The following is a 21,455-nucleotide window of genomic DNA, read 5'->3' as shown; positions in this document are numbered from 1 at the left end:
TTACTCTCCTTTTGCTTTGGTTAAGGTTGTCCCCGCCGCAGAGGCCGAAGGCCGGCACGGCGGGACGGTTTTTGCGCCTATCGGCGCTGCTGTTCCGCCGTGTCGGGCGGAAGCTCGGAATGGGGCTTTGATAGGGCGTCTGCTGCTTGCCGCAGCAGTCGCTCGGCCTCGCTGCCGTGGCCGCAAATGCGGGCGGCTTCGGCATAGACGGAGAGCGGAAAGCGCGCTTGGAAATGCAGGTCGCGCTCTATGCCGAGGCCAAGCGGACCTTTTACGGATGCAAGCTCGGCCAGACTGACGCTGCCAAGTTCGGGGAAGCCGAAGCCGAGATCGCAAAGACCGAACAGAGTGTCGCCATCGGCGTCGAGTTCGCTCAGAAGCCAGGTCGCGGCACCTGTCGGATTAAACAGTTTCACAACGGGAAAATGGTCGATGTCGGCGCCGGCGGCGCCATGGGCGAGCAGTCGTGCGCGCTGTGGATTGGTGATCAGGATCATGGAAAGACTCCTTGTCAGAACGGGTCGCGTTGATTTCTTGCGTCCGGCGGGAGAAAGGCTCCCTGGACCTTCCTCTGATCCGCCTCACCATTAAGAGGCCGACTTCGAGCAGCTTTGCGCCGCGCGCGGACACATCGGCGCGTCCATCAGGAGGGTTTGCCCGCGTGGTGATGGGCTGGACGCCAGGAATGAGCATCTGCTCCTTTGCGGCGTCGGCTCGGTCGCGGCCAGTTGAGGATCGCGCATCGTCATGCCGCAATCCCTTCTTGCGCCTCGCCTTCGGCATCGGCCTGAAGGCCAAGCAGGAAATCGGCGGCCTTCGAGGCGAGGCTGGCGGCACGGAAGATGGCGCGGTTGTCCTCGCGCAGCACCTTCAGCCATGAGCCGATGTAATCGGCGTGACGCACGATCGGCTCGATACCGAGATTGCCGCAGACGAAGGCGGCAGCGATTTCGGCGACCAATTCTTCACGCGCGTAGGCCTTGGAGCCGAACGAGCCGGAGAGGTCGCGAGCAAGTCGCGTCGGGTGGCCGGTCCAGTGGCCAAGCTCGTGAAAGCAGGTTCGGTAATAGTCGATCTGCTGATGGAACGCCGGCTGCGGCGGCACCTGAATGTGGTCGCTGCCCGGCATGTAGAAAGCGCGATCGCCGCCGACCCTGAAATCCGCACCGCTGGCGCGAATGAGCGTCTCGGCCTGCGGCACGATCTCGCTCTGAGGCAGAGGCTCGGCGGCGGCATGGAGCTCTTCCGGAAGATTATCGCACTGCGCGACATTGAAGACCGTGAAGCGCTTCAAAAAAGGCACCGCCAGTGGTGCATCGCCCTCGTGGCGAGCGCGCTCCTTCTCGTCCTTGGGGACAAAGCGGTCGGCATGCACGATGGTCGTGCCGCGCTCGCCCTTCCTGACGTTGCCGCCATGGGCAAGCGCCTGCCGGAAGGTCATCCAGTTCTGGCTGGGATAGCTGCGCTCGATGACGGCGCCCCACAGGATGAGGATATTGATGCCGGAATAGGTGCGCCCCGTGGACGCATTCCTCGGCAGGCCAAGGCCTGCTTTTGCGCTGCCCCATGGCTTGACCCATGGCACGGTACCGCGCTCCAGTTCGGCAATGATGCGGTCGGTGATCTCCTGATAGAGGCTGGCGCCCGGGCGCCTGCCCTTGCCTGCGCCAGCCTCTGTGCTGGTGGTACGCTTGCTGTTTGCACGCATGTGTTATCCTCCGCTCACCAATCGCCGCGCCTTTCCCCGGAAGCGGGGTGGGCGGCGAGTCGCGACCGGAAAGGCCCGCCGTGGTACGCGGACCGCATCCGAAGGACCGGAACGAAGAGGAGGACCCTGAGCGGCACGCGAAGGGTTGCGGGCTGCCGCGGCGGGCCTAGAAGGGAGTGCCGCCCACCCCGCGCCCACCGGGAAAGGCCAACCGACAAACCGCGCCGCCCGCAAGGGCGGCGACCGTCTCAGCCCGAAGGGCTGCCCACGCCAAGGGGCGAAGCCGAATGGCCGAGACCGCCTGAGCTTGCCGAAGAAAAGCGGGCTCGGTTCACGAGCACCTGATGCGCGTCGTCAGGCGCGCGGGCGCCCGCTAGGACCGGAGGCTGGACAGAATCTCGCACGGATCAGCGTCAAGGGCCGCAGTTATGTCGAGAAACTCGATGACGTCGAGACGCCGCTCTGCGCCCTCGTACTTGGCCACGAAGGATTGGGGACGACCAAGCTTGTCAGCCAGCTGCTTCTGGGTCAGGCCTTTGGTCTTGCGCAGCAAAACCAGCGCGGGCCAGGAACCGCTGGTGGCGGGGCGATCGAAGGGATTTGGGCATGGAGGCGAACCGGTCGGGTAAAGACCGGATCAGCGACTAATCCCGGTTTCGGATTATCCCATTTTGGGATATACTGCGTGCGCTCACAGGCGAGATCCGCAGGCATGAATGGACCAATGGGAACAGATGAGACGCGAAGCTCAACTTTGAGCGATGAAGTCCCCTGGTCGGAGAACCTCACGAGCTACGACAGGGAGCATTTCAAGATCTACCTGCGGATCCTGGATGCCTGCGCCGACAATGCCAGTGAAAAGGAGATGGCCGAGCGCATTCTCGGCATAGACCCGTCCATTGACCCGGTCCGCGCCCGCAAAGCTCTTCGCAGCCATATCGACCGTGCGAACTGGATGATGACGACCGGCTACAAGGAACTGTTCGCCGGCTGATGCACAGCGCCCACTGCCAGGTGTTTCGAGCAGGCAAGTCTCTGTAGCCAAATTCGGCAGCGCACGGCCGCGACAGCCGGCGCTGCGGGAGCGGTCACAACTGGTTCGCGTGCTGTTTGACTGCCATTTCCAGTGCTTGCATCAAAGGCACAGCCTTGGAGAAGAGGAAGCCTTGAGCGGTTCGGCAGCCAAGCTTGTGCAGGGTTTGCCGATCCGCCTCTGTTTCGACGCCCTCGGCCATGACCTCGATCCCGAGCATGTCACCGAGTTCGATGACCGATTTGACAAGCAGTCGGTCCTCTCTGGACTTGGCCAAGCCGCGAATGAAGCCCTGGTCTATTTTCACCTTGCGTATCCGGCGATCCTTGAGAGATGCCAAGGTAGAAAAGCCGGTGCCGAAGTCGTCGAGCGCGATGGAAATACCGGCATGCGAAAGCCGTCCGAGCTTTTCATCCACTCTGTCCGGGTCCACCGGCGATTCTTCGGTAATCTCGATTTCGAACATCGTTGCAGGCAGGCCTCTTGCCGCCAGACCATCCAGAACCATGTCGTCGATATCGCCGGCTTCCAGTTCGCGCGGGGAAACATTCATCGCCACACGAATGTTACGACGGTCAGCTTTCACCAAGCCGTCGATAAAAGCACAACAGTCGGCGAATACGGTTTGCGTCAGCAGCTGAAGCATTCCGGTTTCGCGTGCGGCTGTGATGATTTCGGGTGGAGAGATGGCACCATGTGTCGGATGGGACCATCTCAGCAAGGCTTCAAAACCGACCACGGCCTCGGTGTCGAGTTTCACGATCGGCTGGAACCAAGGTTGCAATCTTCCCGTCTTTATCGCCGAATGAAGGTCCCGTTCGATGGACTGGCGGCGTTGGAGTTCCCGGTCGAGTTCGGCATCGAACAGGCAAAATTCGTTCCTGCCATGGCGCTTGGCCGTATAAAGGGCGATATCGGCCCGCAACAGCATTTCAGTCAGGCTCGACGTCTGCGCCAAGTATATCCCTATCGATGCCCCGACGCGCACGGACGCGACCCCGATATAGGGGCGAGCAATTTTGGCTATGATATTGGAGGCGAGATCACTGGCAGAAAGCGAAGCTCTCGTTGAGGGAAAAACCAGCACGAATTCATCGCCGCCGATACGAGCGAGCGTTGAGCCTTCCGGTGCTTCCTGCTCTATGCGGCGGGCGATCATGACAAGCAGTTCATCACCGGTCCTGTGACCGTAGGTGTCGTTGACCGATTTAAAGCCGTCCAGATCAATCAGCATTGCCACGAAGGGGCCATCCGCGGTCTTGAACCGACCGATGGCGTGTTCAAGGCCCCGCCTGTTGAGAAGGGCGGTCAAATGGTCCTCCCTGGAGTTGCGCTCCATTTCCGACGCAAGTCGCTCTGCCTCATGTCTCAGGCGGCTTGCTTCGCGGAAGCGCGCCTGCCCAACAAACGAAGCTCGGACCAAGCCGCCCATGAAGAGCAGAACGGTGAAAGCCAGAATGTAGCGTTCAAAATTGCCTTTCGCCAAAAGGCACGCCACCGTGATGAGGAGTGGAGGTGTGATGAAGCTGGTCGCCGCAGCGGCATACGAACTGCCATATGTAACCGCACCAGCTGAAATGCCCGCCAGTATGACCAGATGCATCGGTGCTTGTGGTGATGTGTATCCAACAGTCAGCACGGCCGGGAAGGACCAGGCAAACCCTGCCAGAAGGGCAAGGACGCCAAACATGCGAAGGCGCGGCAAAACGCCAAGCAAATCCTGATGGCGCCCCGTTTCCTTTAGCTGAAAACGCGCGAGTGCAAGCCGGGCGGCATTTAGCGCATTGACGACCAGGAACCAGCTTGCAGCGGCAAAGCCGCCGCCAGAAAGGGCCTGCACCCCGCAAATCAGGCCTGACAGGATCGCGCTTATCGGCATCGACACGAAGAGCCCGGCCCTCAGGTCAGCAAGCTGATCCTGACGGATTTTGGCCTCCAGCGATTCTTCTTTCTTTAGGGGTGCCATGAATGGACCAGTTTGCTTCCGTCATTGTTCGCGAGGACCAAACCTATGCAAGCCCACTGAAGGACGGGTTAACTACCCAGTGAGGGTACCCAGTGCGCTCACCATGCTTCGGGTCACACCTTTGGCTTAGCATTGCCGAATCATCAAGGTTTCGCCCGCGCGCGTGCCTTGATCCGAATCATGCCATGATCGGCAACGTCACCAGGAAGCAGCCTTGCCCGCGACGCCGCGAGCCAGCAAGACAAAGAAGCCGTGCCGAGACAGCGCTCCAGAGCGGTAGCGCTCTGTGCGATTCACCGCCTGAGCATGGCCGAAATGCCATGGCGGACAAAGGGAAGATGTTGGGCAAAGCGGAGCCCAGCATGTCTTGCAAGCCGTGCCGCCGGGTGCTCGCTTGAGTAAAGACCGACAAGCATGTTGGTGGCATGATAGAGCGGCGCCGCCGACAGCCGCAGCCGGTTTTCGTATCTGCCGAGCATGTCGGGATCGGCAATGTCGCGGCGGGCGCGACATGCTGTCAGTATTTTATGAGCGAGTTGCTTCTGGCCGCTGAGGCCGATGTTGAAGCCATGCGCGGTCACCGGGTGCATGCCGATGGCAGCGTCTCCTATCAGTGCCGCACTCGGTGCCGAGAACTTGTGCGCCCAAGTCGTGACCAGCGGATAGGCATGGCGGGTGCTTGCCAGGGTCATCTGCCCGAGGCGTCCTCGACACCGGTTCATCAATTCCATGAGGAACAATTCGTCATCGAGAACAGACAGTCTATCGGCCTCGATTGAGCGCAAAGTCAGAAGCAGCGACGACACGCCTTCCATGAGCGGCAACATCGCTATGGTCTGATGGTGGTCGAACCATTCGACCGCGATCTGGTGATGGAAGCGCTCGTGCCTCACTCGGCAAATCAGCATGGAGTGGCCAAGCGGATGGATGTTGGCGCCAATGCCGAGCAGGTCGCGCATCGCGGACAAACGCGAATCCGCTGCGACGAGCAGCCGAGCGGCCAATTGCCTGCCATCAGAAAGCGCTATGACCGCCTCGTCGTCGCTGGTTGTTGCATTGACGACCGAGTTGCCGCACAGCAGCCGGGTATGATCCTGGAAGTAGACAATTTTGAACAGGGCATCGCGGATCCGACAATTTGGGACCAGAAATCCGAGTGGTTCCCCAGATCCGCTGGGAGTATCGAAGCACAGGGCGAAAGGGCTCGATCCGTTGAGCACGCGCGCGCCATGAAGCGGTGATTTGTCCGATGCGGGGATGGCATCCCAGGCGCCGAGCTCGCGAAGGATTCTCACTGATGCGTGGGTCAGCGCGATCTCGCGACCGTCGAAAGCCGGATTCGCCAGGCTGTCGAGCGATTGCCGTTCAACCACTGCCACCTTGAGTCGGCTCCGGGCGAGCGATGCTGCGAAGGCAAGTCCGACCGGCCCAGCTCCGACGACAATGATGTCGAATGTGTCGACAGAGCCGGCCATCAGCGTGCCGCCATAGCGTCTATCTGCGATACGAAGCGCTCTTGAAGCATCGCAATCACCCACGGTTTGCACATCTCCCCAGCGTCGATAGACATGCGTTCTCCGTTGGAAGCCTGGTCAATGAAACCACGCCGACGAAGAGATAACGCTGATCTGGATCAACCAGGCTCGATAACCCGGCAACGGCGGGTTCACGGTCGAGTGGTCGATTGCCGCGAAAACGTTGGATGTCTAGGCATTCTGAATGGTCGGCTTCCCAATCGCGTGCCCCTCCTGGCCAAAGGTTCGGCAACGTATTGTGGCTGATCCGTTCTTCGCACGCGCGCCGATATCGTCACAACGCGGGCGATCGCCAGCTAAAGATTCGGTCGATGACGACCAGCATCCGCACAGTCGTTGACGCCGCCAACCCGTTCAGCCTCGCGGCTCTTCCCGATCGATAAGGATCCGCTGGGCGGAGCCGTCGAGATCTTCGTATTGGCCGCTCTTCAAGATCCACAGGAAGCCCCGGTCCAAGCCCCACCAAAACAGGGAGCGGCCATCGCATTCCCTCAGGACGGGCGTCTTCGCTGCCGACAGCGTGCTCGCCAACCATGACGGGCGCTATCGCCGAAGCAACTCGCCGACGGCCTCATGTCAAACGATGTGGGAAGGGAGCAGAACCAAAGGGACTCTGCTTGGCGTCCCCGCTTTTTTCGCAGCTTCGAAACCGTCACCGAACGGGTCCGTACTGAGGAGGAGGCCGTCCTTGACTTGCCCGACGCCGGCAACCTTCTCAGCCGCAACGATCGCTGCCTTCCGCTGACGCTCGTCGACAATCGCCCCCTTCAGTTCGACAAGGCCGTCGCTGACCCTCACATCGATCAAGTCACCACCGCTCCAGGTTTGTGACTGCAGTTCGGCAAGTATCGCGTTGCGGATCAGGTCGTCATCGGGTGGCGTGGTGCCCTGTTTCGGCATGGCGCGGATCAGGACAAGCAGCAAATCGGTTCGCGTGATGATGCCGACGACCCTTTCCCGATCGACAATCGGAACATTGTTGATGCGATGTTGCATCATCAAGTCGACAATATCTGCAATCGAGGCGCCAGGAGGCGCCGAGATGACGGGTGTGGTCATCACCTGATGGATGATCCGTCCGTTCGAGCGCGCATAGTCTTCGGCGACTGTGCCCGGGCCAAGATCAAACTCCAGCCAGCGCGGACGCACACGCTGGGTCCCAAGTTCCTCTCGGCGCAAGAAGTCGCTTTTGCTTACAATGCCAATCAGGGTGCCGTCGCTGTCTGCTACCGGCAGGCAGCTGACCTTGTTTGAAAGCATGAGCTCGACCGCTTGCTCGATCGTCGCGTTCGCATCCGTCGTGATGACTGGCTTTGTCATTATGGATTCGGCTTGCATCCTCACCCTCCTGATCTTTCGTCGGACGACGATAGGACATCCCGACCCCGCGGCGCGTTGATCTGAGTCACTTGGAACGAGGAGGATTCTCCGCGCCGTCGTCGCTGTCGATGAGAATGCGCTCCGCCGCGCCATCGAGATCCTCGTACTGGCCGCTTCTCAACGCCCACAGGAAGCCGGACAGGCCGAGTGCACCAAGGAATAGCGCTACCGGGATAAGGTAGACGAGCGTCGTCATGAGGATTCGGTCAAGGTGCCGGCCCGCGCGCGCCTGTCTCGCCGCGCAATTGCGGACGACGCACCCGTTGCGAAGCCTTGCAGACGCATCGCATTTCCAATCACAAGCAATGACGAGGCAGACATCGCGACCGCCGCGATCAGAGGCGTAACATGACCCAGAATGGCGATCGGCACGGCCACAGCATTGTAAACGATAGCAATTGTTATGTTCTGTCGGATCAGGCTTCCCGCCTTGCGCGACACGTCCAGCGCCAGCGGGATCGCCAAGAGGCTTTCGCGCAGAAAAACGAAGTCGGCTGCATTGCGGCCAATGTCGGCGGCGGTGGCGGGTGCGATCGAGACATGCGCGGCGCTCAGCGCCGGCGTGTCGTTGAGCCCGTCGCCAACCATCAGAACCTTGTGCCCGTCTCTCGCCAGGCTCTCGATGCGTTCAACCTTGCCGGACGGCAGCAGGCAGGGAACGAAGTCATCGACACCAAGCATGTCGGCAACCTCGGCGCAGGCTTTCGCGGTATCGCCCGACAGCATTTCCACGCACATACCAGCGTTGCGCAGTTGATCGATCGCTGCCCTGGTGTCGAGGCGTAGCGCATCCTCGAAAACGAAGGATGCGACAATCATGCCGTTTTTCGTCAGGACTGTTCCGCCGTAGCCATGTTTGCCTTCGCCGCCGGTTCGAGCCTTCCAGCCAGCCCATCCGCGTCTACCCAGCCGCCAGATGCTACCGGCGGCTGTGGCTTCGATCCCGAAACCCGGGTGCTCGGTCACCGCGTCGAATTTGTGCTGGCTGCTGCTGACGGAAAAGCTGGCAATGGCCTTTGAATATGGATGACACGAATGCGCGGCCAAGTCGGCCGCGATTGCCAGCATGGCGGGATCGATCGACGACGTGTTGACGAGCCGTGGCTTCCCAAGCGTGAGCGTCCCGGTCTTGTCGAACACGGCTGTATCGATCGTCGCCAGGCGCTCCATGGCCGAGCCGTCCTTCACCATGATGCCGTTTTCGAACAGGCGCCGCGCGGCCACCACCTGAACGATTGGAACGGCGAGGCCAAGCGCGCACGGGCATGTGATGATGAGAACAGCGATTGCGATCGTCATCGCCCGGTGCCAGTCGCCAGTCACCGCCATCCAGCCCAGGAAGGTTGCCAAGGCGGTGAGATGAACCACGGGCGCGTAGAGTGCCGACACGCGGTCGGCGATACGGCGATACCGGGCGCGACCACCTTCGGCGCCCTCCATCAACCGAACCATTTCCGCCAGGAACGAATCCTTGGCGGCCGCTGTCGCCTCAATCGTCAGCGGACCGGTGAGGTTGAGGACCCCGGCCTGCACGGTGTCTTCCGGCGCCACGCTACTGGGCGTGCTCTCGCCGGAGACCAGGGAGCAGTCGACGTCCGATGTCCCGCGCGCGATCTTGCCATCGACGGGGATCCTTTCGCCGGCGGCGATCAGCAACAGCATGCCCGGTTCGATCTCGCCCACCGGCAGATAGTCCCGAGCGCCATCGCCGCGCAGCACCATGGCACCGCGTGCGGCCAATTGTGACAGGCTCTTCACAGCGGTGCGGGCGCGTTCCCGCATCACGTGATCGAGCGTGCGACCGATCAGGAGAAAGAACAGCAGGGATACCGATGCGTCGAAATAGGCGTGGTCGCCATGGGTGATCGTCTCATAGAGGCTCATGGCGTAGGCCAGCGACACGCCGACGGCTATCGGCACGTCCATGTTCATGTGGCCGTGGCGCAGCGCATTCCACGCCGACTTGAAGAAGATCCCGCCGGCGAAGGCCAGCGCAGGAATGGCGATCAGAGCCGAGACCCAGTGGAACAGGTCGCGGGTGGCGCCCTCGGCGCCGGACCAGACCGACACCGAGAGCAGCATGATGTTGCCCGCAGCAAAGCCGGCAACAGCGACGGCGCGGATAAGCTCCGAAAGCATCTTGTCCTTTGCATCAATCTCGGCTTCGAACAAATGCGCCTGATAGCCGAGCCGGCCGAGCACAGCGACCAAAGGTGGAGCCTCGTCGCCGCGCCAGCGGACTGAGACCCGCTTGGTTGACAGGTTCACGCGAGCTGCCTCGACGTGACCGAGTTTTCCCAAGGCCGTCTCGATCGTCTGGATGCAGGCGCCGCAATGAACGGTCGGCACCGAAAGGTCGGTCTGATGAAGGTCGTCGCCAAGCGATCGGCTGGCCAGCCTGACCTCCTGGCTGGACCGCAGAACTGAAGTGGCGCTGACAAGATCCAGCGCGACTTCCGCGCCCGGTGCACAGCAGCTCATTTTAGCGCTCCATTGGAAATCATGACCCTGCGCACGTCGCGATAAGGTCTTGCCAGGCCGGCATCGGCGTCTATTTCGATGATCCAGACACCATCCCTTGGCACGTGTTGTGCTGCAAACTCCTGGCCAGAGACCAGGGCGAGCGTGACGGACTCATCCTCTTTCTCGTAAGCCGGATGGCGAAACAGCACCTTCACGCCATGCAGGGAAACCGGTTTGCCCGCGGCGTCGATGATGCAATAGCGGACTTCGCCCCATGCGATGGTCAACTGGCCGGTCCAGCCAAGCGCTGCCTGCGCACGGCCTTCCTCGGCCTTCTTGTTGAATTGTTGGCTCGCCACATAGGTATTTTCGACGACAAGGCCGGTCCAGCTTGTGTTGGCAAGCGTCGCCATCGTCAGATTGACCGCGATGACCACGCCGAAAAAGGCAAGGATCGTGGCCAACATGTGCCTGCCGGTGAACTCGCGGGGGTTTCGCGTGGTGGCGTTCATCTGGCGATCTCCGGCGAGTTGAAGGTGGCGGTGTATTCGTTGGACTCGAAGCTGACCTTGTCTTCGACCCGGAATGTGAAGGTCTGCGCCTGGCCATGAATCTGGTCGGCGGGCAGGCGCACGAAAACCTTCAACATCTTCAGCCGGTCGGGTTCGACCTGGACTGCAAAGGAGCGATCGGCGGGGAGATCGACGCCAACGATGCTCATCTCCGCGCCTGGCAAACCCCCGAGGGTGACGATAATCGTTCTCGGTTCGGGGATCATGTTCAAGAGCTTGACCGTATAGCCATTGCGGATCGAGCCGTCCGAGAGCGTCACGAATTGCGGGTTGCGGTCGTGCAGGACATTGATTTCGAGCCGGTCGCGCGTCAGCAGCGAAAAGAGCAGGCCCAGCCCGATCAGAGACCACATGGCCATGTAGACATAGGTTCGTGGCCGAAAGATCTTGCTGATATGGAAATGCGCCACCCTGTCCGAAAACAGGCCGTCATCCGTCCTGACCAGTGATGGATTGACCGAGCTGGCGCCGCCGGCGGTGGCCAGGATCATGTTGGCGTTGTAGTCGGAGAGCGTCGCGTAGGAGATCAGTCCTCGCGCTTTGCCGAGCTTGTCCATGACGCCGTCACAGGCATCGATGCAGAGCGCGCAGGTGATGCATTCGAGTTGCTGACCGTCGCGTATGTCGATCCCCATCGGACAGACGGCGACACAGGCATTGCAGTCGACGCAATCGCCGACGGGATGCCCTGCGGCAAGAACCTTCTTGGCGTGAGGCGTGCGCGGTTCGCCGCGCCAATCATTGTAGGTGACGGTGAGCGAGCTCTCGTCGAGCATGGCTGCCTGGATGCGCGGCCATGGGCACATATAGGTGCAGACCTGTTCGCGCATCAGCCCGCCAAACGTGTAGGTCGTCGCCGTCAGAACCGCGACGGTGATGTAGGCGACAGGCGCTGCCGTGCCGGTGAAGAGTTCGCCGAGCAGGGTCGGCGCATCGGCGAAATAGAAGATCCATGCGCCACCAGTCGCTGCGGCTATGACCAGCCAGATGACGTGTTTCGATGCCCGCAGCACGAGCTTGCGGGTGGTCCATGGACCGGCATCGAGCCGCATGCGCGCGTTGCGGTCGCCCTCGATCGCGCGCTCGACGACCAGGAACAGATCGACCCATACGGTCTGTGGGCATGTGTAGCCACACCATGCACGGCCGACCGTTGACGTGATCAGGAAAAGACCGACGCCGGCCATGACCAGAAGACCGGCGACATAGTAGAATTCCTGCGGCCATATCTCGACGAAGAAGAAGTAGAAGCGCCGGTTGGCGACATCGAGCAGCACGGCCTGGTCGGGGGCAAACGGACCCCGATCCCAGCGCAGCCACGGCGTCAGATAGTAGATGCCCAGCGTGATCGCCATCACGATCCATTTGAATCGGCGAAAGCTGCCCGAGGCCCGCTTCGGGAAGATCTTCCTGCGCGCGGCATACATTGGCTGGCGCACTTTGGCGGAGTTGACCGTCGTGGGTTCGATCCGTTCTATTTGCGTGTTATCGAGCACGAGAAGCTCCAGTCACCAGCGACGATTTCGCCGGAGCCGACTCATCGGCACTGGATGATGCCGAGGCCCGGCTTGCGCCGGGCCTCGTCGCTTGGCGGGAGGGGGAGGACGAGAATAGGCTTCTTTCCTATTCTCCGCCGCCAAGCGAATGGATGTAGACCGTCAGTTCCTTGACCTTGATCTCGCCGAGGCGCGCGCCCCAAGCCGGCATCACGCCGTGTTTCGGTGCGGTTACCTGGGCGGCGATGGCCGCTTCGCCTGACCCGTAGAGCCAGATGGCGTCGGTCAGATCTGGAGCGCCGAGTTCCTTGTTGCCTTTTGCATTGTCGCCATGACAGGCCACGCAGTTTTCGGCAAAGACCTTTGCGCCCGGCGCGACCAATGCTTGATTGACGACGGCCCCCGACAGACTGGCGACGTAGGCGCTGACCTGTTTGATCTGGTCGGCGGTGATGATGTCGGCAAAGGCGGGCATTTCCGACAGGCGCGTATTCGGATCGGAGGCGAAGCGAATGCCATGGGTGATCGTCTGCTGAATCTGGTCCGCCTTGCCGCCCCACAGCCAGTCGTCGTCGTTGAGGTTGGGGAAGCCCTTGGAGCCCTGGGCGCCGGAACCATGGCACTGCACGCAATTGAGCTTGAACGCGGCACCGCCGGCGGCGACGGCGAATTCGCGCAGCGTGTCGTCCGCCGCGATCTCCGAAACACTTTTGGACTCTATTGCGGCGACATATTTACCCTTAGCCGCTTCAGCCCCGAACAACTCGTTCCCGACATCGTTGCGGCTAGAATAGCCGAGCACACCCTTGGTTGCCGTGTGCAGTAGAGGCCATGCCGGATAGGCGATCGTGTAGCCGATCGCCCAGACTATGGTGATGTAGAATGTGCAGATCCACCAGCGCGGAAGCGGGTTGTTGAGCTCCCGGATGCCGTCCCACTCATGACCGGTGGTTGAGATGCCGGAAACCTCGTCAATGTGATCGCTGCTCATGATCAGTCCTCCTTCAGAGGAATTTGAGCTGCTTCGCCGGCTTGCCTGCGGCTGCCGGGACGAACTGCAAAGGCAACGGATCCGATGAAGAAAAGAGCCATGGCAAGTAGGCCCCAGCTGTCGGCAAACTCCCGCATGAAATTGTACGTCATCGCCATTGTCCTCAGCGGTAGCCGGCGGTCTCATCGTAGTTCTTGAAATCGACCAGCGTGCCCAGCATCTGGAGATAAGAAACCAGCGCGTCCATTTCGGTGACTTGCTGCGGGTTGCCGTCGAAGTCGCCGATCTTGGCCTTGGGGTAGCGGGCCTCGAGGCCGGACGTGTCGGCGTTGTGATCAGCCTGCGTCATCAGATCGGCGTTAGCATGCGCGATCATGTCATCGGTGTAAGGGGCACCGACACGCCGGTTTGCGACCAGATGCGTCGAGAAGTCCTTCACCGCGATCGGCTTGTCCTTCAGGAAGGCATAGCTCGGCATGATCGATTCCGGCACCACGGACCGTGGATCTGTCAGGTGATCCACGTGCCACAGGTTGGAATAGCGGTCGCCAACGCGGGCGAGATCCGGTCCGGTGCGCTTCGATCCCCACTGGAACGGGTGGTCGTACATCGACTCGGCCGCCAGGCTGTAGTGGCCGTAGCGCTCGACCTCGTCACGGAACGGCCTGATCATCTGGCTGTGGCAGAGGTAGCAGCCCTCGCGGACGTAGATGTTGCGCCCGACCAGTTCGAGCGGCGAGTAAGGCCGCATGCCTTCCACCTTCTCGATCGTGTTATCGAGATAGAAGAGCGGCGCGATCTCGACGATGCCGCCGATTGTCACGACCAGCAGCGACCCGAGGAGGAGAAGTGTAGCGTTCTTCTCAATGACCGCGTGTCTGTTCATCAACCTCATTTTCTGTCTCATCATCGCGCAAGCTGGAGGGCGGGGGTGGAGCGCGGCATCGGATCCTGCTCGCGCCGGTAGCCGAGGATGGTCATGGCGATGTTCCAGGCCATGATCAGGGTGCCGGAGAGGTACATGGCCCCACCGATGGCGCGCATGATGTAATAAGGATGCATGGCGGCCACGGTTTCGGCGAAGGAGTAGACCAGGAAGCCCTGCTCGTCGTATTCGCGCCACATCAGGCCCTGCATGATGCCGGACACCCACATCACCGCGGCGTAGACAACGATGCCAAGCGTCGCCAGCCAGAAGTGCCAGGTCACGAGGCGCAGCGAGTAGAGCCGTTCACGGTTCCACAGCTTCGGCACCATGAAGTAGATTGCGCCAAACGAGATCATGCCAACCCAGCCGAGTGCGCCCGAATGGACGTGCCCGATGGTCCAGTCGGTATAGTGCGACAGAGAATTGACCGTCTTGATTGACATCACCGGGCCCTCGAAGGTCGACATGCCGTAGAAGGCGATGGCCATCACCATCATGCGGATGATCGGGTCAGTGCGCAGCTTGTCCCACGCGCCCGACAGCGTCATCAGGCCATTGATCATGCCGCCCCATGACGGCATCCACAGCATGATCGAGAACACCATGCCGAGTGTCTGCGCCCAGTCAGGCAAAGCGGTGTAGTGCAGGTGATGGGGCCCGGCCCAGATGTAGAGGAAGATGATTGCCCAGAAATGGACGATCGACAGGCGGTAGGAATAGACCGGCCGGTTGGCCTGCTTGGGCACGAAATAATACATCATGCCCAGGAAGCCGGCGGTCAGGAAGAACCCGACGGCATTGTGGCCGTACCACCACTGCGTCAGGGCGTCCTGGACGCCGGAAAATGCGGAATAGCTCTTGGATCCGAGGAAGGAGGCCGGCATCGAGAGGTTGTTGATCACATGCAGCATCGCGATGGTGACGATGAAGGAGAGATAGAACCAGTTGGCGACGTAGATGTGCGGTTCCTTGCGCTTCAAGATCGTGCCCAGGAAAAGGATCAGGTAGGCGACCCAGACGATGGTCAGCCAGATGTCGACATACCATTCGGGTTCCGCATATTCGCGGCTCTCGGTGATGCCGAGCAGATAACCGGTCGCGGCCATGACAATGAAGAGCTGGTAGCCCCAGAACACGAACCAGGCGAGATCGCCACCGAACAGCCGAGCGCGGCATGTGCGTTGGACGACATAGAGAGACGTGCAAAGCAACGCGTTGCCGCCGAAGGCAAAGACGACGCCCGAGGTGTGCAGAGGCCGCAAGCGGCCGAAGTTGAACCAGGGCTGTATGTTGAGATCGGGATAGGCAAGCTGCAGCGCGATTACCACGCCGACAAGCATGCCGATGACACCCCAGAACATGGTGGCGATGGCGCCATAGCGGATTGGACCATCCATGTAGGCGGACGGGTCGATCGGAGCGGCAGGCTTGAACTCAGTGTTACGCAGTAGGATCGCAGTGAAGCCAGCCAAGGCGAAGAACAAGACCCACATGTGCTGGCGAAAGGGTTCATCCACCCCAGCGCCAGCCGCCACCAAAGCCGCGAATGCGAACAGGCTTAGAAGCACGATTTCTTTGCCGAATTTCATCGCAAGCCCCGATTTCCAATTCCGGCGGATGCCAAACCGCGGTGCCTTATTGCGCAGCCGTCGCCTGCTCGCCCTGATCCATGTCAGAGCCGCACCATTTTGCTCGAGCAGCATCGAGTTCGGTGCGATCAGACTGTGGCGATCGAATGTGGAAGTGCAGCACCGGCCGCCGGTTTATGGACAGGCCCGGCGTCCCCGGTCGGGGCCCGGGTACGGAGGCGATCGCGGGCGGGTGGGGAAGCGCACCTTCTGTGACGCTGGAAAGCAGGCCGATGCCTTACCGAACGTCGATCGTTTCAATGCCTTGGAACAGCCAGCGCCAGCGTTGCGCTCCCTTCGTGACATTCATGGTTTGGGGAGACGGCGATTTTCCCCTGCGTATGAGGCGTATTGACTTCGGCCAAGTGTGGATGCTTCGCCGACGAGCCGAAACGCAACTGGCGCATACGATCGGATGGAGAACGGGCTGTCGCTACGCGATTTCTTCTGAGCCCAACGCGAGCATGCCCTGCCCCGAATGAAGTAAGTGGCGTGGGCCATGCAGCTTCTGCGTCATTCAAACGGCTGTAGCGCCTCGGCCGCCGCAGCGCCGTTCCAGCCGGCTCATGCTGTCCACGGTGACGCGGCGGTTGTTCTCGATCCGAATCACGCCGTCCATTCTCAGGCTGGTCAGCTGACGGCTCACGGTCTCGTTTGTGATTCCAAGGAAATCAGAGATGTCGGCACGCGTCATCGGCAGCTCGAAGCACGCCGACCTAGCCGCGGGGTCAACATTGGAGTCGATGTTCCGGGCAATCATGAGGAGAAAGCTCGCCACCTTCTCTGGTGCGGTCTTGCGCCCCAGAGTCACCATCCATTCGCGGGCCTCGTCAAGTTCGTTCAGCGCCTGCTTGAGCAGCCGATGCACAAATTCGGGTGACTGCTTCATCATCCGTTCGATGGCCGCTCTGGGAAACGAGCATAGCGAGACAGCTGTTGCCGCTTCGGCATTGATCGCACTTTTCATCTTGAAGGGCCGACCCAGAAAATCCGGGGCGAACTGCAGGCCGACAATCTGTTGGCGTCCATCTGACAGGCTCTTCGTGAGCTTCACCACGCCTGAAAGCACGTTCGAATAACAGTCGACCGCCTCGGCGTCGCCGATCAGTTCGACCCCCGGCTCGATATTGTGCCGCGACGACGTCTTGGCGAGGTAAGCCAAATGGTCTGGCTCTAGCGCGCCACAGACACCGCGGCGCCGTGCCTCGCAAGACAGGCAAAGAACGGGGATGCCTGAACTGTGAATATCCTGCCGTAATGTCATTCGATCGCTCTACCGGTCCGTGCGGGCAGGATAGCATCCACGGTAGAAAAATCCTTGCGGCAGTTTGTCCGTGCTGAAGGTTGATCGAAATCAGGGCTTAGGCTCATCCAAGCATCCACAGTTCGGGCGACGCAAACACGGTGGACCACGACATGCGACAAAAGCTAGTTGCCAGATTTGGCGAGAACGTCCCGCGCTATACGAGCTACCCGACCGCGCCCCATTTCCATCCAGGCGTTGATGCTGCCGTTTGTCGTGGCTGGCTGCAAGCGCTCGGCGGTGGTGACGAGATCTCGCTCTATCTGCACATCCCTTACTGCGACAAGCTTTGCTGGTTCTGTGCCTGCCATACCAAGCAGACACGCCATTACGAACCGGTGACCACATATCTGCGCTCACTGCATGCCGAGATCGCCACCGTCGCCAGTCTTGTCGCAGGCAAGGGTCGCGTCCGTGCCGTCCATTTCGGTGGCGGTTCGCCGACCATGCTCAAACCCGAAGATATGGCGGCGCTGGGAACCGCCCTGCGCAACAGCTTCGGCTTTCTTCCCGGCGCCACGATCAGCGTTGAAATCGAACCCAACGATATGGATGAAGCCCGCCTCGATGCGCTTGCCGAAATCGGCATGACTCGTGCGAGCCTCGGCGTCCAGGACTTCGATCCGAAGGTTCAGAAGGCAATCAACCGCGAGCAGAGCTTTTTGCAGACCAAAGCGGTAGTTGACGGTGTTCGTTCGCGCGGCGTCGAATCCGTCAATCTAGACCTGCTCTACGGCCTGCCGCACCAGACGAGGGAGAGCGTCTCCTCCACCTTGGCGCAGGCGCTGACCTTGGAACCCGACAGGATAGCGCTTTTTGGCTACGCCCATGTGCCGTGGTTCAAGAAACATCAGACGATGATAGACGAGGCATGGCTGCCCGGTCCGGCGGAGCGCTTTGCCCAATCGCAACTGGCGGCGCGGGCGATCGTGGACCAGGGGTACGAAGCAATCGGCCTCGACCATTTCGCCAAACCCGGCGATGCCCTGGCCCTTGCCGCCCGCGCCGGAACACTGCACCGCAACTTTCAGGGTTACACCGACGATTGCTGCGAAACCTTGATTGGGTTAGGCCCATCGTCCATCAGCCAGTTTCGGCAGGGCTATGCGCAGAACATGCCTTCGACCAGCGAATATCGATGCACGGTTGATGACGGCGGGCTGGCCGCTGTTCGGGGTATCGCACTTTCCAAGGACGACCGCGTTCGCGGCTGGATCATCGAGCGTTTGATGTGCGACTTCGCCTTCTCGGCCATCGATCTGGTGGAACGCTTCGGCGAGGCCGGCCAGAGGCTCCTCCTTCAGTCAAGTTCCATGGCCCTCCACGATCCGGTTCGATTGCTTGAACTTGATGGCGACAGATTCGTTGTGCCGGCTGAAAGTCGCCCTTTCGTCCGAAGCATCGCGGCCAGGTTCGACAAATATTTCGAAGCTGGAACGGCCAGGCACTCGGCGGCAGTCTGAGCACTCAGTCGAACGGTCATGCCTCTCAGTCGATCATGGACCGCGGTACGTTTGTTGATCGGCGACCGTCGTATCGAAACAAGATTCGGAGCGGACCAGACGCGTCTTGGCGCAGCGACGATATCGTCCGCTCGAGCCCTGCCTGTCGGATCATGGTTGTCGGCGACAGCTCCCTTCGACCTGAACCACCCGTTCACCCGAATTCTGCCGGCGCAGTTCCAGTGGAAAGGGCCTGGGCTAGACGGCTCTCTTGTTACCCCAGAGCACAACGTGCAGCTGCGGTAGCACGCGGGCCTCGAACCATCTGTCGCGGGTCACGCTGTCAACCAGCCACTCCATGCGCTTCAATATTCCGTCAAGGTCGACAGGCGCGTCATCATTTGTGGGGTGTGGCGGCGTGTGATTGCCGGGCTGCAGATAGATCGGAAGTTGCGGAAATTGCGCAGCGGCGTCTTTCGCGTAGGTGTAGTCCCTTTCGTCGAAAACAATGAGCTTGAGCACGACTTGGGGCTTGCCTTGTGCCGCCTGGAGGCACGCCTCGACAGCGGCCCAATCTGTCGTCATTTGGCTTGACGGCGGCTTTGGGCTGAGGATCAGCACGTCAAGCTGCGCAAACCAGTCCCTGGCAAGCGACCCTTGGGTTTCCAGCGCAAAACGGTAACCGTCACCATGGCCCCGGTCGATGAGCGCGCCGAGCGGCTGGATGGCCGGATTGCCGCCTGATAGCGACACCATCAGCGGGCGGCCACCGGAAAGGGCAAGCACATTTTTCCACACCGCGCCAACGGACATCATCTCCCATTCATGGCGGAATTGATTGTCCACAGCATGGAGGCTGTCGCACCAGGAACAGCGATAGTCACACCCGCCGGTTCTGACGAAGATCGTCGGCAAACCTATGAGCACGCCCTCGCCCTGGATCGTCGGCCCGAAAATCTCGCTAACGCGGATTGCGGGATGAGTATTCGTCATGGCCGGTATTCCGCCCAGGTTTTCGGCGTTTCGCTCACCCGCACGGCCGCGGTTTCGCTCAGGCGTGCCTTGCACCATTCGTAGAAATGTCTGGCCAGATATTCTGCCGTGACTTGCTCGTGTCCCAGCACGTCGTTGAGATGTCGGTGGTCGAAGCTCTCGTCGATGTAGCGTTTGAATGGCGCCAAGTCGTGGTAGTCGCGCACGAAGCCGTGATCGTCCAGTCCATCCGCTGAAAGCTCCACTTCGACGATGTAGTTATGTCCGTGCAGGCGCGCGCATTGGTGATCGGGTGGCAATGAGGTGAGCTGATGCGAGGCTGAGAAGTGGAATTCCTTGGTGATGCGGAACATTACGCGGTGGTCCTTCGCAGCGCTCCGAGCCAGAAGTCGGAGTCCTCATACTCCGTTGGGTCCGGGTGCCCAGCGATGTGAAACGCCTCACGCCGCTCGACGCAGGTCCCGCACCTCCCGCAATGACGCTCGGCGCCCTTGTAACAGGACCAGGTCTGCGCAACGGCGTACCGTATGTGGCTCCATCCGTAACAATGTCCGCCTTCGCCAGGTTCACATAGGGTGCATAAAGGCGAATCTGCGCGTAGCCGTCGAGCGCGTGGTCCTGCATCATCTGGAAAGCGTCGATGAAGGCCGGACGGCAATCGGGATAGACAACGTGATCCCCACCATGCACGGCCGTCGCCACTGCGTCAGCGTCTTGCGCTGCGGCGAGGCCGAAGGCAATGGCCAACATGATGGCGTTCCGGTTGGGCACCACGGTTATCTTCATCGTGTCTTCGGCATAGTGCCCGTCGGGCACGTCCACATTGTCGGTCAGCGCGGAGCCGGAAAGGCCGCCGCCGATCTCGTGGATATCGATGATTCGCTGCGGGACACTCAGGCGCTCCGCGCAAAGGGTGGCGAAGCCCAATTCCTTCCTATGCCGTTGGCCGTAATCGAACGATAGCAGGCCGGTAAGCTGGTGCTCCGCTGCCACCTTGTGGGCAAGAGTAACGGAATCCAATCCGCCGGAGCAGACGACGAGAGTCTTCATCGTTGGGTCCTTGTTTTAACCGGGTAGGCTGCGACCGGAGATTTCTCTGCGCTCCAGTACTTCAGGAAAACCATTTTGTGAAGTGAACGGAGACCAGTTCGTGCGCTTGCGTGCGATGCGCAAAAAGCCTTCGCAGTGAGCTGCAAGGACACGGACGAGACGTCACCCTTGAGCGGAATGCTCAGAGTCGAACGCTTCTCGGGGACAAAGTTCTCGACGAGCAGAGCCTGGCGGTCCCGAGCGCCGAGCGACGCCGGTGCAACGGTTTCGGGGTACAAAGCCGAGATGGGCTTGCCGCAAACAGCTCACTAATCAGGGATGTTCAGCGATGCCGAAATCCAGATATCGGGATGGATTATGAGGTCAATTGTCGCGACAGCTTGGCTGGCCTGCTCCTTGCGTTTCGTAGAAGCAGCGCATTCCACTTCAGGAGCATTTTGATGAGCACGCCCTCAATGGATGACCGGCGAACCCTGAATAACCGGTCGTGAGCCGACATCTGTGAACAAGCGGTGTGGTCGATTGCAATCACCCATGTCTTGCGCACAGGTACCTCATGGCAGTGGATGAACTGAACTTGATGGTTTTACAGATGGCAGTCGAAAGCGTCCGCTCGCTCTCGTTGAGCTTCGCTGAAAAAGCCGCCGAGATAGCCACCAGGAGCCGCGGCAGCCTGCTTTTCGACGTTCGGATCGACGGTGACGCGCAGGTCCAGCGGGTCGCAGCCATCCGATATCACGGCGGCCAATTCGGCGTGCTGGCGTTAGACGGACACGGCCTAGTTACCCACTATTGCATCGTTAACGGTATGTTCTCACATTACATTGCGGCCTTGGAGAGCTGGCACAGGATGCCCCTGTCGATGCAGGCCAAGATGGATGCCAACGGCAATGCCCGTCTTTTCGTAGCGGCGTTGCGGGATGCCGGACATATGCTGGGCACCTAGCATATGGCCAGAGTGCATCTC

General features: G+C 60.6%; 20 protein-coding genes and 1 pseudogene. 3 read left to right on the top strand and 18 right to left on the bottom strand.

Annotated elements, in window-relative coordinates; genetic code table 11:
• Positions 1 to 77: 77 nt before the first annotated feature.
• The gene (locus tag NLY44_RS28845) at positions 78 to 497 is read right to left on the bottom strand and encodes a DUF2958 domain-containing protein (protein WP_023806665.1); all 420 of its coding nucleotides are present in this window, start codon (positions 495 to 497) and stop codon (positions 78 to 80) included.
• A 248-nt stretch (positions 498 to 745) separates the two neighbouring features.
• Positions 746 to 1,708 (bottom strand): ArdC family protein, encoded by a 963-nt coding sequence (locus tag NLY44_RS28840; protein WP_023806664.1) that lies wholly within the window; start codon positions 1,706 to 1,708, stop codon positions 746 to 748.
• A gap of 712 nt (positions 1,709 to 2,420) precedes the next feature.
• Here NLY44_RS28840 and NLY44_RS28830 point away from each other — a divergent pair.
• Positions 2,421 to 2,702 (top strand): DNA -binding domain-containing protein, encoded by a 282-nt coding sequence (locus tag NLY44_RS28830; protein WP_081725593.1) that lies wholly within the window; start codon positions 2,421 to 2,423, stop codon positions 2,700 to 2,702.
• A gap of 94 nt (positions 2,703 to 2,796) precedes the next feature.
• Here NLY44_RS28830 and NLY44_RS28825 read toward each other — a convergent pair whose 3' ends face one another.
• From NLY44_RS28825 to NLY44_RS28765, 13 genes are all read right to left on the bottom strand, one after another.
• On the bottom strand, positions 2,797 to 4,707 hold the full coding sequence (locus NLY44_RS28825) for a putative bifunctional diguanylate cyclase/phosphodiesterase (protein ID WP_023806661.1): 1,911 nt from the start codon (positions 4,705 to 4,707) through the stop codon (positions 2,797 to 2,799).
• A gap of 293 nt (positions 4,708 to 5,000) precedes the next feature.
• Entirely contained in the window at positions 5,001 to 6,182 is a 1,182-nt protein-coding gene (gene ubiM, locus NLY44_RS28820) for a 5-demethoxyubiquinol-8 5-hydroxylase UbiM (RefSeq protein ID WP_023806660.1), read from the bottom strand.
• A 414-nt stretch (positions 6,183 to 6,596) separates the two neighbouring features.
• Positions 6,597 to 6,713, bottom strand: coding sequence for a cbb3-type cytochrome oxidase assembly protein CcoS (ccoS, locus tag NLY44_RS28815; protein WP_373420163.1), 117 nt, complete (start codon positions 6,711 to 6,713; stop codon positions 6,597 to 6,599).
• 105 nt (positions 6,714 to 6,818) lie between these two features.
• Positions 6,819 to 7,580: a CBS domain-containing protein gene (locus NLY44_RS28810; RefSeq protein ID WP_286456148.1), complete on the bottom strand. Its 762-nt coding sequence runs from the start codon at positions 7,578 to 7,580 to the stop codon at positions 6,819 to 6,821.
• Between the two features lie 67 nt (positions 7,581 to 7,647).
• The gene (gene ccoS, locus NLY44_RS28805; RefSeq protein ID WP_023806655.1) at positions 7,648 to 7,818 is read right to left on the bottom strand and encodes a cbb3-type cytochrome oxidase assembly protein CcoS; all 171 of its coding nucleotides are present in this window, start codon (positions 7,816 to 7,818) and stop codon (positions 7,648 to 7,650) included.
• On the bottom strand, positions 7,815 to 10,103 hold the full coding sequence (locus NLY44_RS28800; protein WP_286456147.1) for a cation-translocating P-type ATPase: 2,289 nt from the start codon (positions 10,101 to 10,103) through the stop codon (positions 7,815 to 7,817). The genes ccoS (NLY44_RS28805) and NLY44_RS28800 overlap by 4 nt, the downstream gene beginning before the upstream one ends.
• Entirely contained in the window at positions 10,100 to 10,597 is a 498-nt protein-coding gene (locus NLY44_RS28795; protein WP_023750568.1) for a FixH family protein, read from the bottom strand. The genes NLY44_RS28800 and NLY44_RS28795 overlap by 4 nt, the downstream gene beginning before the upstream one ends.
• The gene (ccoG, locus tag NLY44_RS28790) at positions 10,594 to 12,153 is read right to left on the bottom strand and encodes a cytochrome c oxidase accessory protein CcoG (protein WP_286456146.1); all 1,560 of its coding nucleotides are present in this window, start codon (positions 12,151 to 12,153) and stop codon (positions 10,594 to 10,596) included. The genes NLY44_RS28795 and ccoG overlap by 4 nt, the downstream gene beginning before the upstream one ends.
• 127 nt (positions 12,154 to 12,280) lie before the next feature.
• Positions 12,281 to 13,144 carry a cytochrome-c oxidase, cbb3-type subunit III gene (gene ccoP, locus NLY44_RS28785; RefSeq protein ID WP_023822528.1) on the bottom strand — a complete coding sequence of 288 codons (864 nt, stop codon included), beginning with the start codon at positions 13,142 to 13,144 and terminating at the stop codon, positions 12,281 to 12,283.
• Positions 13,145 to 13,146: 2 nt separating this feature from the next.
• On the bottom strand, positions 13,147 to 13,296 hold the full coding sequence (locus tag NLY44_RS28780) for a CcoQ/FixQ family Cbb3-type cytochrome c oxidase assembly chaperone (protein ID WP_023690689.1): 150 nt from the start codon (positions 13,294 to 13,296) through the stop codon (positions 13,147 to 13,149).
• Positions 13,297 to 13,307: 11 nt separating this feature from the next.
• A complete protein-coding gene (gene ccoO / locus NLY44_RS28775; protein ID WP_031198745.1) occupies positions 13,308 to 14,039 on the bottom strand; it encodes a cytochrome-c oxidase, cbb3-type subunit II in 732 nt (243 codons plus the stop codon).
• Between the two features lie 11 nt (positions 14,040 to 14,050).
• The gene (gene ccoN, locus NLY44_RS28770; RefSeq protein ID WP_031198744.1) at positions 14,051 to 15,661 is read right to left on the bottom strand and encodes a cytochrome-c oxidase, cbb3-type subunit I; all 1,611 of its coding nucleotides are present in this window, start codon (positions 15,659 to 15,661) and stop codon (positions 14,051 to 14,053) included.
• Between the two features lie 556 nt (positions 15,662 to 16,217).
• Complete coding sequence (locus NLY44_RS28765) at positions 16,218 to 16,964, bottom strand: Crp/Fnr family transcriptional regulator (protein ID WP_031356309.1); 747 nt, start codon at positions 16,962 to 16,964, stop codon at positions 16,218 to 16,220.
• A gap of 152 nt (positions 16,965 to 17,116) precedes the next feature.
• Here NLY44_RS28765 and hemN point away from each other — a divergent pair, with 152 nt between their 5' ends.
• On the top strand, positions 17,117 to 18,466 hold the full coding sequence (gene hemN, locus NLY44_RS28760) for an oxygen-independent coproporphyrinogen III oxidase (protein ID WP_023807033.1): 1,350 nt from the start codon (positions 17,117 to 17,119) through the stop codon (positions 18,464 to 18,466).
• A 237-nt stretch (positions 18,467 to 18,703) separates the two neighbouring features.
• Here the strand turns inward: hemN and queE are convergent, their stop codons facing one another.
• From queE to queC, 3 genes and pseudogenes are all read right to left on the bottom strand, one after another.
• Positions 18,704 to 19,438, bottom strand: coding sequence for a 7-carboxy-7-deazaguanine synthase QueE (gene queE, locus NLY44_RS28755; RefSeq protein WP_023713158.1), 735 nt, complete (start codon positions 19,436 to 19,438; stop codon positions 18,704 to 18,706).
• Positions 19,435 to 19,791, bottom strand: coding sequence for a 6-carboxytetrahydropterin synthase QueD (queD, locus tag NLY44_RS28750; protein WP_023807034.1), 357 nt, complete (start codon positions 19,789 to 19,791; stop codon positions 19,435 to 19,437). The genes queE and queD overlap by 4 nt, the downstream gene beginning before the upstream one ends.
• Positions 19,791 to 20,488, bottom strand: a pseudogene (gene queC, locus NLY44_RS28745) (7-cyano-7-deazaguanine synthase QueC). Before queC ends, queD begins: the two are co-directional and overlap by 1 nt.
• A gap of 556 nt (positions 20,489 to 21,044) precedes the next feature.
• Between queC and NLY44_RS28740 the strand changes: the two are divergent.
• The gene (locus NLY44_RS28740) at positions 21,045 to 21,434 is read left to right on the top strand and encodes a hypothetical protein (RefSeq protein WP_023747260.1); all 390 of its coding nucleotides are present in this window, start codon (positions 21,045 to 21,047) and stop codon (positions 21,432 to 21,434) included.
• The last annotated feature ends 21 nt before the right edge of the window (positions 21,435 to 21,455 follow it).

Origin of the sequence: Mesorhizobium sp. C089B, from assembly GCF_030323125.1 — a bacterium.
Taxonomy (GTDB): Bacteria; Pseudomonadota; Alphaproteobacteria; order Rhizobiales; family Rhizobiaceae; genus Mesorhizobium.
Note: the sequence above shows the minus strand (reverse complement) of the source record. Positions and strands in the feature narration are given on the sequence as shown.